Genomic DNA, 16057 nt, shown 5'->3' with positions numbered 1-16057 from the left:
GACAACGCGCGGCAGTGAGATGAAGCGAAGCGAAATCGAAGTAAGCGCTTGCACTAAAAAATGAAAAAAGAGTGGAAAACATCTTTGAAGTATGATATAGTTAGCCATGACTAACCATACTGTAAAGGAAAGGAAGACAAAGATGAAAAAGCGCTGTAAATTGATAATTGACATTTTAATGGTAGTTTTGCTGCTTTTATTGATGTCAGAGAGGATGACTGGAAAGGGAATGCACATCGTATTAGGAATTACATTTCTTGTTTTGTTTGTGCTGCATAATCTTGCGAATCTATCCTGGTGGCGGAACATGCGAAAAGGAGTACAGAAAGGGAAGCGGCTGCGATGCGCGGCAATAAATGTGCTGCTTGTGCTGGATATGCTTTTTGTTACCTTGAGCGGAGTCGTCTATATGTCGGTGGGACATAAAGTATCCGCGCTTCTGCTGGTTATTTTGATTGTCATACATTTGGGAATACATATAGGGCATAGTAAAAGACGGGGAAATAAAAACAGAGAAAAATTTGGAAAAAAGCAGAAAGAGGATGGTTTGGACGATCCTTGTAATAATTGTTCATAAACGATGAAAAATGCGTAAAAATGCACAAAAAAATGAGAAATGTAACATATAAGAAATACTTGTAACTTTTTTGTAATGGTAATATAATGAGGTTATGTCACAAAAGAGGGTAGAAGATTCTTTTGCAGCATAAATATTATAAAAGAGCAAAGAGGATAATAATTATGGGAAAATATTTTGGAACGGATGGATTTCGCGGTGAAGCAAATGTTGTGTTGACAGTAGAACATGCATTTAAAGTAGGACGTTATCTTGGATGGTATTTCGGACAGGATCACAAAGCGAGAATCGTAATCGGAAAAGATACGAGAAGAAGCAGTTACATGTTCGAGTATGCGCTTGCGGCAGGATTGACAGCTTCGGGTGCGGATGCATATCTCCTTCATGTTACAACAACACCGAGTGTTTCTTATGTAGTGAGAACAGAAGATTTCGACTGTGGTATTATGATTTCTGCAAGCCACAATCCGTTCTACGATAATGGAATTAAAGTAATCAACAGTGCAGGACACAAATTGGAAGCAGAAGTAGAAGAGAAGATCGAGGCTTATATCGACGGGGAGATCGAAGAGCTTCCGCTGGCAACAAAAGAAAAGATCGGACGCACGATTGATTATGCGGCTGGAAGAAATCGGTATATCGGACATTTGATTTCGGTTGCAACTCGTTCATTCAAAGATATAAGAGTTGGACTGGACTGCTCAAACGGAAGTTCTTCTGCGATTGCGAAGAGCGTGTTTGATGCACTTGGCGCAAAGACGTATGTGATCAATAACGAGCCGGATGGAACGAACATTAATACAGACTGCGGATCAACCCATATCCATGTTCTTCAGGAGTTTGTAAAAGAGAAAAAACTGGATGTCGGATTCGCGTATGACGGTGATGCTGACAGATGTATTGCAGTTGATGAGAACGGCAATGTTGTAGACGGCGATTTAATTCTCTATATATGTGGAAAATATCTCATGGAGCAAGGACGCCTTGAAGGAAATACAATCGTCACAACAGTAATGTCAAATTTAGGTTTGTACAAAGCTTGTGATAAGATCGGTATGAAATATGAGCAGACTGCGGTAGGAGATAAATATGTGTATGAAAATATGCTGAAAAATGGTTTCGTTCTTGGAGGAGAACAGTCCGGTCATATCATTTTCAGCAAACATGCAAGAACAGGCGACGGAATCCTTACGTCACTTTTGATCATGGAAGTGATCCTTGAGAAAAAACAGTCTCTTGGAACGCTTGCAAGTGAAGTGAAGATCTATCCGCAGCTTTTGAAAAATGTTCGTGTAACAGACAAGAAGACGGCAAGAGAAAATCCTGCGGTTCAGGAAGCTGTACAGAAAGTAGCGGAAGAACTCGGAAGCGATGGAAGAATCCTTGTCCGTGAGAGTGGTACAGAGCCGGTAATCCGCGTAATGGTGGAAGCGGCAACTGATGAGATTTGTGAAAAATATGTAGACAGTGTTGTGAAAGTGATTGAAGAGCAGGGATTGACAGAGTAAGGAACAAAAAGCCGATATTACGATCTCTTGATTTGAATTATGGAAGCGCATTATAATTTCGCAAAGAAAAAATAGAAATCAGGAATAGAAAATATATGGATTTAAATAAAGAAAACATGAAAAAAATGAGAGAATTGATCGTATTTACGATCATTCTTCTCATAGCCCTTTGGAATTATAAACTGCTGTTTGAGTGGATCGGTTTTGCGTTCGGTATTATAATGCCATTCCTGATCGGAGGGGGAATTGCCTTTGTACTGAATGTGCCGATGAGCTTTTTTGAAGAAAAGTTGTTTGGAAATAAACGGATGAAAGAAAAAAAGCTGGCAAAACGGCTTGCCCGTCCGTTGAGTCTCGTGCTTACAATCACAGTTCTGATCGGTGTTGTCGTGCTTGTAATGTTTGTGGTCATTCCGGAATTGGCGCAGACGGTGCTTTCTCTCGGAAAAACAATACAGGCGTTTGTTCCCGAGGCGCAACGCTTTTTGGAGGAGCTGTTCACGAATAACAGTGAGATCCGGGCGTGGCTCGACAATCTGAATGTAGACTTGGACAAACTGCTGGATGGTGCGATCGGCTTTTTCCGAAATGGAGCGGGAAGTGTCTTGAATTCTACGGTATATGCGATTGGATCTATTGTGAATGGCGTGACTACATTTGTGATTGCTTTTGTATTTGCCTGCTATATTCTGCTTCAAAAAGAGAAATTGTGTGTTCAGGTGAAAAAAGTGATGCATGCATTTTTGAAGGAAAAGTGGGAAAACAGATTCCTGAAAGTATGTACGCTGACGGCGAAAACGTTTTCTAACTTTTTGGCAGGTCAATGCCTTGAGGCTCTTATTCTCGGATCAATGTTTTTTGTAGTAATGAGCGTTTTAAATATGCCATATGCGCTTCTTGTCGGTGTCCTTGTGGCGTTTACAGCTCTGATACCGATTTTCGGTGCGTTTATCGGCTGTGTAGTGGGAGCCTTTCTTATTTTAATGGTCAATCCGCTGCAGGCGCTGTTCTTCGTGATTTTATTCCTCGTGCTTCAGCAGATTGAGGGGAATCTCATTTATCCGAAAGTGGTTGGAAATTCTGTGGGACTTCCATCCATTTGGGTACTTGCGGCGGTGACGATCGGCGGCAGTCTGATGGGAGTTGTGGGAATGCTGATCTTTATTCCACTGGTGTCTGTTGTCTACACTTTGTTCCGCGAGAATGTGTATAAAAGACTTGAATTGAAACGTGGCTCAGATCATGCAGGGCAATAAATGTCTGATTGACAGCAATGAAAAAAATAGTGAAAAGAAATAAATAACGGCATTTGAAGAACACTTGCACTAGGAATCTAATAAATATCTTGACTTACTACCATTTTCCGTGGTACAATACTACGGCGAATGGAAGTAGGTCTTTTTTTTATGCCTAAATTTTGACGGGGTCGCAGCCGTCAGTAACAAGTAGTGAATAATTAAAGCGGAGGTGGAAGTTGTGCGCACAAGAATTACACTGGAGTGTACGGAATGTAAAAACCGTAACTACAACATGACGAAGGATAAGAAAGCTCATCCGGATCGTATGGAAACGAAAAAATACTGCAGATTCTGCAAATCACACACACTGCACAAAGAAACGAAGTAGTCGTCGGAGGGAAGTGGAATTATGAGTGAAACAGAAAAGACTCAGAAAAAAAGCTGGTTCAAAGGACTTCAGGCAGAATTTAAAAAGGTTATTTGGCCGGATAAGAAAACACTTGCAAGACAGACCACGGCAGTTGTTGCTGTTTCCGTAATTCTCGGAGCATTGATCGCAGTGATCGATGTGATCTTGAAATACGGGATTGACTTATTGATAAAATAGTTGACCGCAGCAGAAAGGTGATTTTATGTCAGAAGCAAAATGGTATGTAGTTCATACTTATTCAGGGTATGAAAACAAAGTAAAAGCGAATATTGATAAGGCGATTGAGAACCGTCATTTGGAAGATCAGATTCTTGAAGTCCGCGTTCCGATGGAAGAAGCGACAGAATTGAGAAACGGTGTTCAGAAAGCGGTTCAGCGCAAGATGTTTCCGGGGTATGTGATGATCCATATGGTTATGAATGACGATACATGGTATGTAGTCAGAAATACCCGCGGAGTGACAGGGTTTGTCGGACCGGGATCAAAACCGGTTCCGCTTGAGGAACATGAGATGGAAAATCTCGGTATTCAGAGAGACAATGTTATCGTGAACTTTGGAGTCGGCGATATGGTTGTCGTACTCAGCGGTGCATGGGAAGGCACGGTGGGAACTGTGCAGAGCATGAACGAACAGAAAAAGAGCTTGTCGATCAATGTTGAGCTGTTCGGCCGTGATACACCGGTTGAACTTAGTTTTTCAGAAGTGAAAAAAATGGATTAAAAGTAAGTGGGAGGGGTTTGACCCCGACAATACCACAAGGAGGTAATTGAAATGGCAAAAAAAGTAGAAGGTTATATCAAATTGCAGATTCCTGCCGGCAAGGCAACTCCGGCACCGCCGGTTGGTCCGGCTCTTGGACAGCACGGTGTTAATATCGTTGAATTTACAAAACAGTTCAACGCAAGAACAGCAGATCAGGGAGATCTGATCATTCCGGTTGTCATCACAGTATACAATGACAGAAGTTTCAGCTTCGTTACAAAGACACCGCCGGCAGCAGTTTTGATTAAAAAAGCTTGCAAGATCCAGTCTGGATCAGGCGTACCGAACAAAAATAAAGTTGCGACGATCACAAAAGCTCAGCTTCAGGAGATCGCGGAACTGAAAATGCCGGATCTTAATGCGGCAACAGTTGAATCTGCTATGAGCATGGTAGCAGGAACATGCCGTTCTATGGGTGTAGTAGTAGAAGAGTAGGCACAGAGTTTCGTCTGTACGGTCAAAGCGCGATGAGGATGAATCGGTTTTGAACGGCAGAACGCAGACATCCGTGATGCATTGAAACAAACATCAAGTGATTTGAAAGAAGTGGGAGGGGCACGTTCCCGCAAATACCACAAGGAGGTTATTGTAAAATGAAACGAGGAAAGAAATATATCGAAGCTGCAAAACTGATCGAGAGAGGAAACCTCTACGAAAAAGAAGAAGCGGTAGCATTAGTGAAAAAAGCAGCAACAGCAAAGTTTGACGAGACAATCGAAGCTCACATCAGAACAGGTTGTGACGGACGTCATGCAGATCAGCAGATCCGTGGCGCTGTAGTTCTTCCGCACGGAACAGGTAAAAAAGTTCGTATTCTTGTATTTGCAAAAGATGCAAAAGCAGAGGAAGCAAAAGCAGCAGGAGCTGACTTTGTAGGTGGAGACGAGCTTATTCCGAAGATCCAGAATGAAGGATGGCTTGATTTTGACGTAGTTGTAGCTACACCGGATATGATGGGTGTTGTAGGACGTCTCGGACGTGTACTTGGACCGAAAGGTCTTATGCCGAACCCGAAAGCCGGAACAGTTACGATGGATGTAACAAAAGCGATCAACGATATCAAAGCCGGTAAAATCGAGTACAGACTTGACAAAACAAACATTATCCATGTTCCGATCGGTAAAGCATCCTTTACTGAGGAACAGTTAGCGGACAACTTCCAGACGCTTATCGATGCAATCAATAAGGTAAGACCTGCAGCAGTTAAAGGTCAGTATTTGAAGAGCATTACGCTTACATCTACAATGGGACCTGGAGTGAAGGTAAACCCGATGAAACTTGCATAATTAAAGCAATATACGAACGAGGCAGTACATCTTAGCATGTGCTGCCTCGTTTGCTGTATGGCGACCGCTTACAATCCCGGAATGCGCGAATAGTAAAATTGACAATTTTTTAAAAGAAAAAGCCCTTTAAAAGCCTTTTTTCTGTGTGAAAAAGAAAGGGGTTATTGTTAAAAATCACAAAAAATCGTGTGCTAGATAAAAAATGTTGAGTTTTGTGAGGAAAAAAATTATAATAATAAAAGAGTCATTATCGGGAAGTTGTGTCTTTTTGTATCGACTCTGACTAAACGAGGATATAAACTCTTCGTTGAGCGTTTATCATTGAGAGTTTATCAGTAGTAATAACGAGAGAAGTGCGAAAAACGTGTTTTCTCTCGTTAAAAATTTCTAAGAAAGCAGAGAGGTAGAAAATGGGAAGGAACATGAAAAAGTTAACCCGCGTCGGCGCGGGAGCGCTTGCCGGAGTAATGGTCTTCGGATTGGCAGCTCCGCTTGCACCTCTGAGCGTTGAGGCGGCAGACGAATTGGTCAATTTGGCGATTGGTTCAACAGCGACGGCAAGCGACAGTGAGACAAATTATTATGGTGCAGATAAAGCTGTCGACGGTATTGTCAACAGAACCGCAGGAAAGCAAGATCAATCCCGCTGGGCAACGAATACAGGCGGAGATGCAGATGCGAAGTGGCTTAAGATTGATTTGAAAGAGGAAAAAACATTTCAGTCTTTTGTCCTTGCATGGGAGAGAAGAAACATTACAGGATATAAGATCCAGATCTCTGAGACAGGTGAAGACAATTCCTGGGAAGATGTTTACACAAAGACAGGGAATAGCCACATTTCCAACATAAATGAAAATATTCATTTGCCGGAAGCAAAGACAGCGCGGTATGTACGTTTGTATATTGACGGATATACGGCGAACGCGGCAGACGATCAGACGAACTGGAAATCCGTTTCCCTGTATGACTTCCAGATTTATGCAAACGAGATTCCTGATACAGTTCTTCCGGATGAGAACTACTGCTTAGAAGGAACTGCCGAGGCAAGTAACTTTGAGGAAACGTCATCTGAGCCGGGGAAACAAGGTCCGGCAAAAGCGATTGACGGAGATTTGACAACGCGCTGGGCAACAGAAAGTGATGGAAAAGGAACGACAGCGCGTACTCTGACAGTGAAGCTTCCGGCGGCGCAGTGGGTGCAGTACGTTAAAATTAACTGGGAAATGCCGGCAAGCGGAGTACCGACTCCGAAGAAATATACGATTGAAGCGGCAGAGAAAGAAGGCGGCGAATTTAAAGTTGTCCATACAAACAACGAGCAGGTTACGAAAGCTGAGCAGATTATCGAGTTAGAAACTCCTGTATGGGCGAAAGAACTGAAACTGAACGTAACGGAGTACGGAGCGGCGACAGGAAGCTGGTACAATGTTTCCGTAGCAGAGTTCAGCGCATATGCCGTTAAGCCGGAGTCAGATGTTATTGACGGGAATGCAACGGCAAAACAGATCGCGGACAAACTGGCAGCTCCGACCGTAAAAGCTGATAAAACCGGATTAGAATGGCAGGAAGTGCCGGAAGGCGTTACAGTAGAATTCCTTGCAGATTATGAGCAGATCGTCGGAAGAGACGGCAAGATCTATCAGCCTCTTACGCAGACGAAAGTGAAAGGAATTTATAAAGTAACAAAAGGCAATGAGACGGCAGAAGGAGCAACAGAGCACACAGTTACAATTCCGGGTAAATATGACAATGCAGGAACGAATGCGAAACCGGTCGTAATTCCGGAACTGGCAGAGTGGTACGGCGGAACAGAAGCCGGAACTGTTAAGATCGGTGAAGGCACAAAGATCGTTTACAAAGACGCGGCATTTAAAGCGGCTGCAGAAGCTCTTGCAGAAGATTACAAAGCAGAGTACGGTGTTGATCTTCAGGTCGTTGACAGCGGCGAAGATGCAGGAGATATCGTTTTTGCAAAAGATGATAAAAACGGACTTGGCGAAGAAGGCTATATCATGGAGATGGATGATAAGGTAAATGTGAAGGCAGAGCAGGCGCAGGGCGCTTATTGGTCAACACGTTCCATTCTCCAGATTGTGAAATTGAACAATGGTGAGATTCCGAAAGGTATTACGAAAGATTATCCGAAGTTTAAAGTTAGAAGCTTTAGTTTGGATGTGGCCCGTAAACCGGCGTCTCTTGATTCTCTGGAAGATTTTGTGGATGCAATGGCATACTATAAGATGAATGATTTCCAAGTTCATTTGAATGATAACCTGATCTTCTATGAAAGTTTTACAAACGCAGAAGTTGCCCGTGAGAGAGCATATACAGGTTTCCGTCTTGAATCCAGCATTAAAGAGGGCGGAGAAAACAAGAAAGATCTGACAAATGAAGATTTGTTCTATACGAAGGAAGCTTTCAAGAACTTTATCGAGGAGTCTGAGGCACAGGGCGTAAGCATTGTACCGGAAATCGATGCTCCGGGACATTCGGGAGCATTTACAAAGGTTCGTCCGGATCTGATGCTTCCGCAGAATAAAGTAGTAAGTGGAGTTGCAAACAGAGCAGGAGAACAGTTTGATTTAAGTGGAGATGTAACATCACCGGACAGCCAGTACAGTAAGAGCCTTAAATTTGTGCAGGGCGTATGGGATGAATACTTGACAGACAATATGTTTGATGACAGCATGACAGTACATATTGGAACAGATGAATACTATGGTGAAGAGAATGCGTTCCGTCATTTCTCCGATGATATGATTAAATTTATTCAAAGCAAAGATCGTACTGTTCGCATGTGGGGAAGTTTGACTCAGCTTGACGGAGACGGAACAGTTCCGGTAACAAGTGATAATGTACAGTTGAATGTGTGGAATACAGGATATTCGAATCCGAAGCAGATGTATAACGATGGATTTGATCTTATTAATACATTGGACGGCACTCTTTACATGGTTCCGAATGGAAGCGGCGGCAAAGGCGGATATGGGGATTACCTGAATACAGAAAGCCTTTACACAAGCTGGATTCCGAATAACATGGGCGGAACAATCATTCCGGCAGGATCTGATCAGATGCTCGGAAGTACGTTTGCAATCTGGAATGACAATATCGACACAGCGGCACAGGGTATTTCGGAAGTTGATAACTTTGAGCGTTTTGAGGATGCGCTTCCGGTTCTTGCAAGCAAAGGCTGGGGCGAAGGCGAAGATCTTACTTTTGCAGACCTTACTAAGAAGACGGAAGATCTTGGAGATGCTCCGGGAAGCAATCCGTACTTTGAAGAAACAGCAGACAAAGACGGTAAATATATGTCTTACGGTTTCGATAATAAAGAAGATGCTTCCGAAAGTAACAGAGATCTCGGAGAGACAAAAAATGCAGATATCGACGGCGCGCTGAAGTTAAAAGGCGGAGAGAGTTATGCAACAACTCCGATTGATAAGCTGGCAGTTGGAAACACGTTGTCATTTGATGTTACATTAACCGAAGAAGCAAGAGCAGGACAGATTCTGTTTGAAGCAGATACACCGGGCGGAGAAGATTATGTGCATGATATCCGCATCATGGATGACGGAAGAGTCGGATTCAGAAGAGAACTTTATGATTACTACTTCGATTATAAACTTCCGGTTGGCGAGAAAGTTCATATGGAGATCGTGACAGATACTCTGAAGACGGTATTGATCGTAGATGAAAAAGAATATCCGGCAACAGGAATTTATATCAACAGACAGACGGATAATACGGTTAGAAAACAGGGCATTAAAAATGCAACGCTTCTTCTTCCGATCCAACGCATCGGATCAAAAACGAATTCGATTGTCGGTACGATCGACAACGTAGAAGTGAAGACGGCAGATCCGATTTCATCAAAAGATGAGTACAATAAATCAGCGTGGACGAAAGTAGCTGTTGATACAGAGACGACTTATAATCAAACAGAGGGTCTTTTTAAATATGCGTTCGATGGAAAAACGAATACGATTTGGCATTCAAACTGGCAGGGTGCAACAGATCAACTGAAACCGCAGGGAAGTTTTGATCAAATCGGCGGAGAGATCAATCTCGGTCAGAAATATACGATCAATCAGTTCTCCTTTACACCGAGACAGGGAACGGCAAGCGGGCAGGTAACAAAAGCTGATTTGTATGTGAAGGCAAATGAAAGCGACGAGTGGGTGAAGGTTGCAGAAGACAAAGAGTTTGCTGCTGATGCATCCAAGAAGACGATCTATTTTGATGAGCAGGAAGTCCAGTTTGTGAAATTTGTTGCGAAAGCATCTAACGATGGATGGGTAGCTGTATCTGAGTTTGATATTGACAACGAAAAAGTAAAAGAAATGACAGTCTATGTTGCAGCTCAAACAGGTGGAAAAGTTGAAAGCAGTGCAAAAGACGGAAAAGTAATGCAGCATGCAGATGTTACTGTAAAAGCAACTCCGAATAAAGATTATGAGTTTGCAGGATGGTATGATATCCTTACAGAAGAGAAAGTTTCTGATGATGCAGAATACACATTCCCTGTAGAGCTGAATACATCGTTAATCGCTCACTTTACGAAAGAAGGAGAGATACCGCAGCCAAAAGAGTGGACAGTAACGATCGATGGAACAGCACATAAAGTAAAAGATGGAGAGACTCTGAAAGTAGAAGAACCGTCTAAAGCAGGGCATGCGTTTGCAGGATTTTATCTCGTTGGAACAGATACGGCTGTAGATTTCACGCAACCGATTACAGCTGATCTGAACGTTGAATCACGCTTTACACAGTATAAAGTTACAGCGGTAGAGAGTGAGAACGGTACAATCACAGTCAGCGAGATGAACGATAAAGGAGAAGTAACTGTAACAGCGAAAGCGAATGACGGATACATTTTCCAAGGCTGGAAAGTAGATGGAAAAGATGCAGGAGTTCTTGGAACACCATATACATTTGTGCCGACAAAAGATACAACAGTTGAAGCTGTATATAAGAAGATGGAAGAGTCAAAAGATTATCATACAGTAATCATTGATGGAAAAGAAGTTACTGTAGAAGATGGTTCTAAGCTTACTCGTCCTGCAGATCCGGTAAAAGAAGGCTACAAATTCATCGGATGGTTTGTTGGAGACAAAGAGTTCGACTTCAATACACCGATCACAGGAGATCTGAAGATCGAAGCACGTTTTGAGAAGCTTCCGACTACACCGGGATCAAATACTGATAAAAATGATAAGAACGACAAAAACAATAAGGTGGAAGGTGCAGTTCAGACAGGTGATACAGCAAATGCAGTACCGTGGATCGTATGCCTCGGCGCAGCGGCGGGAGCTGGTGTTGTAGTTCTGAAATCACGTAAAAAACGTTCCTAATTAAAAGAATGTTTTGGGAAAATGAAAAATAATTGTTCCGCAAAACAGGAAAAATAAAAAACAGTAAAACACAGATTTTTCTGCCGGCAGGTAATTCCTGTCGGCAGTTTTTGCAATGACAACGAGTCGAAGTCCGGGATTGCCCGGGACCTTGGCGAGCGCTTACACTAGCCGGAATGCGTCTTTTGGTACTTCCGGTGAGTGTTGTAAGAATCAAATTTGTATATTATTTCTAATAAGGATAGTTTGAAAGCGAAAAATGGAATTATTAATTAGTGAAAAGTGATGAAAATAATATGAAAAATGAAAAGAGTTGTGTTTTATATGTGAAAATTATATAATGACAAGAAGAGTGTAATTAAGCTCGTCAAAAATCAAGAAAGCAGAGAGGTAGAAAATGGGAAGGAAAATGAAAAAGTTAACGCGCGCCGGCGCGGGAGCGCTTGCCGGAGTAATGATCTTTGGATTGGCAGCTCCGCTTGCACCTCTGAGTGTTGAGGCGGCAGGAGAAATTGAAAATCTTGCGCTTAACAAAACAGCGACTGCAAGTGAAGAAGAAACGGATGTTTATTCTGCTGCAAAAGCAGTTGACGGTGTGGTAAACCGAGAAGCACCAAAACCGCAGTCGCGCTGGGCGACAAATACGCATTCAGATCAAAAAGCGCAGTGGCTGAAAGTTGATCTCGGTGCGAAGAAATCATTCAGGTCATTTGTTATTGCGTGGGAGCGCAGAAATATTACAAGTTATAAAATTCAGATCTCTGATACCGGAGAAGACAACGACGAATCTAAATGGACAACCGTTTATGAGAAAAAGGCCGGTGACAAGATTTCGGGGATTAATGAAAATATCCGTTTGGACGAGCAGAAAGAAGCAAGGTATGTTCGTCTGTATATAGACGGATATACACCGGATGCATTGGATGACAGTGTGAGCTGGCAGTCTGTTTCTCTTTATGATTTTCAGGTTTATGCAGACGAAATACCGGATAAGGTTCTTCCTGATGAAAACTATTGTCTGGAAGGAACGGCAGAAGCTAATGACTTTGAGCCGACAGAGGGTAATACTCAGGCGGGGGGTAAAGCAATCGATGGCGATCTGACAACCCGCTGGGCGACAAATCCTGACAATGAAGGTAAGGGAGCGGCTGATCGTATTTTGACTGTGACTCTTCCTGTTACGCAGAGAGTTCAGTACTTTAAGATTAACTGGGAAAAGACAAATATTAAAGAGTATACGATTGAAGTAAAAGACAGCTCAACTGGAGAATTTAAGCAGGTTTATGAAAATACACAGCAGATTACATCTACAGAGGAAATTATTTCTTTAAAAGATGCGGTATGGGCAAAAGAAATCCGTTTGAATGTGAAGAGCTATGGCGAGGCTGTGCCGAACTGGTATAATGTTTCTGTGGCAGAATTCGGTGCGTACGCTGTAAAACCGGAAGCAACTCCGGATCCGGAAGTGCCGGAAGATGAGACTTTGCAGGCTCTTGCGAATTCAATCGCAGCTCCTAAGTTTAATGCAGATAAGACACAATTAACATGGGATACTCCGGAGGGAGTAAAAGTAGAGTTCCTTGCTGATTATGAGCAGATCGTCGGAAGAGACGGAAAGATCTATCAGCCGCTTACAGATACACAGATTAAAGGTATTTATAAGGTGACGAAGACGGCAGAATCTGTTGCAGCAGAGGGAACAGAGCAGAAGAATTATGCAGAAGCTACTGTAGAACATACAATCACAATTCCGGGAAAACATAAAGAAAATGGTGCTAATGCAAAACCGGCGGTTGTTCCGGAGCTGGCTGAGTGGTACGGCGGAGAAACAAAAGGTGATGTGACAATCAGCGGCAAGATCCTTGTTGATCCGAATGCAGGTGATCTCAAAGCTGCGGCAGATGCTTTGGCGGCAGATTATGAAGCGGAACTCGGTAAGAAGATGACTGTTGAAACAGGAAGTACTCCGGCAGCAGGAGACATCTACTTTACACTTGATACGAGTGATAATGGTCTTGGAGAAGAAGGCTATGTTATGGACTCTGATGCGCATGTAAAGATTACTGCGGCTCACCAGACAGGCGCTTATTGGGCAACACGTTCTATTCTTCAGATTGCAGAATTGAACGAGGGAAAACTTCCGAAAGGAACAACAAGAGATTATCCGAAGTATGAAGTTCGCGGATTTATGCTTGACGTTGCGCGTAAACCGGTTTCTATGGAAACTTTAGAAGACGTTGCGAAGGAAATGGCTTATTATAAGATGAATGCTCTCCATATTCATTTGAATGATAACCTTATCTTCTATGAAGATTTCGCAACAACAGAAGAAGCGAGAGAAAAAGCATACACAGGTTTCCGTTTGGAGTCTGACATTAAGAAAGACGGCAATGGCGGGAAGAATAAAGCGGATCTGACAAATGAAGATATGCATTATACGAAAGCAGAGTTCAGACAGTTTATCCTTAATTGCCGCGCGATGGGAATTGATATTATTCCGGAGTTTGATACACCGGGACATTCAGGAGCATTTACAAAAGTTCGTCCTGACCTGATGCTTCAGGGAAATGCTTCAAAGAGAGCGGGCGAGCAGTTCGATCTTTCAGATGCAAAATACGCGGAGTCTTTGGCTTTCGTTCAGAGCGTATGGGATGAATATCTGAATGAAGATATGTTTGATAAGAGCATGACGGTACATATCGGAACAGATGAGTATTATGGTGAGAAAAACTGTTTCAGAAAGTTCTCTGATGATATGATCAAATATATTCAGGAAAAAGGATATACGGTTCGTATGTGGGGAAGCCTTTCCAATATGCTTGAGAATCAGCCGGGAGCATATCCGGTAAGAAGAGAAGGCGTACAGCTTAATATTTGGAACACAGGTTATGCCAATCCACAGGATATGTATGAGAAAGGTTACGAGTTGATCAATACACTTGAGTCGAATTATATTGTTCCGGCAGCGGGATATTATGGAGACTATCTCAATTCGAATCATTTATATACAAATTGGGTTCCGAATAAATTCGGAGATCAGGCAACAATTCCGGCGGGATCAGATCAGATGCTTGGAGCAACATATGCTATCTGGAATGACAGTATCGATACTCGTGCAAATGGAATTTCGGAAATTGATATTTATGATCGCTTTGCATCAGCGCTTCCGGCAATCGCAAGTAAGGACTGGGGCGATGGAGCAGATAAGAACTGGACGCAGGTAAAAGAAGTGATAGATCAGTTGGGCGATGCTGCAAACAGCAATCCATATCACAAAGCAACAGCTGATGAATCCGGTAAATATATGGAATATCAGTTTGATGATAAGAAAGACAGTTCGGCAAACAAGAGAGACCTTGAGCTGGCAGGCGGTGCAAAGCTTGAAAATGGAAGTCTGAAACTGACAGGCGGAGAAAGTTATGCAGCAACTCCGATTGATAAACTTGCTACAGGCAATACACTGGAATTCGATATCACATTAGACAAAGAAGCGAAAGCAGGAGAAATTCTGTTTGAAGCTGATAATTTAGGTGATAACGGTGATTACGTTCATGATATCCGTATCATGGAAGACGGAAGACTCGGATACAGAAGAGAACTTTATGATTACTACTTCGATTATAAACTTCCGGTAGGTGAGAAAGTTCATCTTGCAATCAGAACAGAAGGTACAAAGACGTATTTGATTGTTAATGGACAGGCAATGGAGGCGACAGGAGTTTATCGCAACAGACAGACTGATCCGGAAGGAAAACCGAGAAAAGAAGGAATTTCTATTTCGACATTGCTGCTTCCGATTCAGAGAATTGGTTCAAAGACTAATTCGGTTAAAGCAGTAATTGACAATGTTGTTGTTTCTACAGAAGCGCCGGAGACAACCCAGAATGATAAATCAGGATGGACGGGAACAGCGACATCCGCGCATACAAATGTTGGAAATGAAGGAACATTTGAGATGGCGTTTGACTCAAGACCGGAAACACACTGGCATTCAGATTACAGCGGAAATAAAGAAGATAAACTGCTGAAAGATAATTTGAATAAAACAAAAGGAAATCTTGACAGTGTGACAGGAGAGATTACTTTCGATAAAGGCTATGAAATTAATAAGGTTTCATTTACACCAAGAACAAATGCAGCGAGCGGTATTATAACAAAAGCGGATTTATTTGTTAAAAATTCTGCTGATGGTGAATGGGTTCCGATTGCAGAAAATCAGACATTCGCAAACAATCAGGCTAAGAAGACAGTTCGTTTTGCTCCGCAGACTGTATGGGGAATTAAAATTGTGGCAAAACAGTCGAACGATGGCTGGGTAGCTGTATCTGAGTTTGATATTGCGGCTCCGCAGAAATGCAACATTATTGTAGAAACGCAGGAAGGCGGAAAAGTTGAAGGCGCTGCAAAGAATGTAAATGAAGGATCGGAAGTTGCAGTAAAAGCAACTGCTAAGAATGGCTACAATTTTGCCGGATGGTATGATATGACAACCGGTCAGAAAGTGTCTGATGATGCAGAATATAGATTTACTGTAGAGACGAATACATCTTTGATTGCTCACTTTACGAAAGAAGGCGAGACGCCGCAGCCGGAAGAATGGACAGTAACATTCAAAGGCGCTGACGGAGAGAAGATTGCAGAAGTCAAAGTGGAAGATGGAAAGAAAGTAGCCCGTCCTGAAAACGATCCGGTGAAAGAAGGCTACAAGTTCATCGGTTGGTTCGCAGATGGCAAAGAATTTAATTTTGACACAGAGATCAAGGGAGATCTTGTGATTGAGGCTCGCTTCGAGAAGATTGAGACGCCTGATCCGCAGCCGGAAGAGTGGACAGTAACATTCAAAGGTGCTGACGGAGAGAAGATTGCAGAAGTCAAAGTGGAAGATGGAAAGAAAGTAGCCC

10 protein-coding genes are annotated in these 16057 nt (G+C 42.6%); all 10 read left to right on the top strand.

The window, feature by feature from the left end:
• Positions 1 to 142: 142 nt before the first annotated feature.
• Positions 143 to 577 carry a hypothetical protein gene (locus RCH61_RS03760; protein WP_306479913.1) on the top strand — a complete coding sequence of 145 codons (435 nt, stop codon included), beginning with the start codon at positions 143 to 145 and terminating at the stop codon, positions 575 to 577.
• Between the two features lie 164 nt (positions 578 to 741).
• Positions 742 to 2085: a phosphoglucosamine mutase gene (gene glmM / locus RCH61_RS03755; protein WP_306479912.1), complete on the top strand. Its 1344-nt coding sequence runs from the start codon at positions 742 to 744 to the stop codon at positions 2083 to 2085.
• 95 nt (positions 2086 to 2180) lie between these two features.
• The gene (locus RCH61_RS03750; RefSeq protein WP_306479911.1) at positions 2181 to 3341 is read left to right on the top strand and encodes an AI-2E family transporter; all 1161 of its coding nucleotides are present in this window, start codon (positions 2181 to 2183) and stop codon (positions 3339 to 3341) included.
• A gap of 220 nt (positions 3342 to 3561) precedes the next feature.
• The gene (gene rpmG / locus RCH61_RS03745) at positions 3562 to 3711 is read left to right on the top strand and encodes a 50S ribosomal protein L33 (protein ID WP_009321242.1); all 150 of its coding nucleotides are present in this window, start codon (positions 3562 to 3564) and stop codon (positions 3709 to 3711) included.
• Positions 3712 to 3732: 21 nt separating this feature from the next.
• The gene (gene secE / locus RCH61_RS03740; protein WP_178006396.1) at positions 3733 to 3930 is read left to right on the top strand and encodes a preprotein translocase subunit SecE; all 198 of its coding nucleotides are present in this window, start codon (positions 3733 to 3735) and stop codon (positions 3928 to 3930) included.
• A gap of 25 nt (positions 3931 to 3955) precedes the next feature.
• A complete protein-coding gene (nusG, locus tag RCH61_RS03735; RefSeq protein WP_004844917.1) occupies positions 3956 to 4474 on the top strand; it encodes a transcription termination/antitermination protein NusG in 519 nt (172 codons plus the stop codon).
• A 51-nt stretch (positions 4475 to 4525) separates the two neighbouring features.
• Positions 4526 to 4951 (top strand): 50S ribosomal protein L11, encoded by a 426-nt coding sequence (gene rplK, locus RCH61_RS03730; RefSeq protein ID WP_004844918.1) that lies wholly within the window; start codon positions 4526 to 4528, stop codon positions 4949 to 4951.
• A 158-nt stretch (positions 4952 to 5109) separates the two neighbouring features.
• Positions 5110 to 5802 carry a 50S ribosomal protein L1 gene (gene rplA, locus RCH61_RS03725; protein WP_178006395.1) on the top strand — a complete coding sequence of 231 codons (693 nt, stop codon included), beginning with the start codon at positions 5110 to 5112 and terminating at the stop codon, positions 5800 to 5802.
• Between the two features lie 410 nt (positions 5803 to 6212).
• Positions 6213 to 11156: a discoidin domain-containing protein gene (locus RCH61_RS03720; protein WP_306479910.1), complete on the top strand. Its 4944-nt coding sequence runs from the start codon at positions 6213 to 6215 to the stop codon at positions 11154 to 11156.
• Between the two features lie 409 nt (positions 11157 to 11565).
• Positions 11566 to 16057, top strand: a 4492-nt coding sequence (locus RCH61_RS03715; protein WP_306479909.1) for a discoidin domain-containing protein, incomplete at its 3' end; no start/stop codon positions are given.

This window comes from Mediterraneibacter sp., assembly GCF_030825015.1.
Taxonomy (GTDB): Bacteria; Bacillota; Clostridia; order Lachnospirales; family Lachnospiraceae; genus Mediterraneibacter.
Note: the sequence above shows the minus strand (reverse complement) of the source record. Positions and strands in the feature narration are given on the sequence as shown.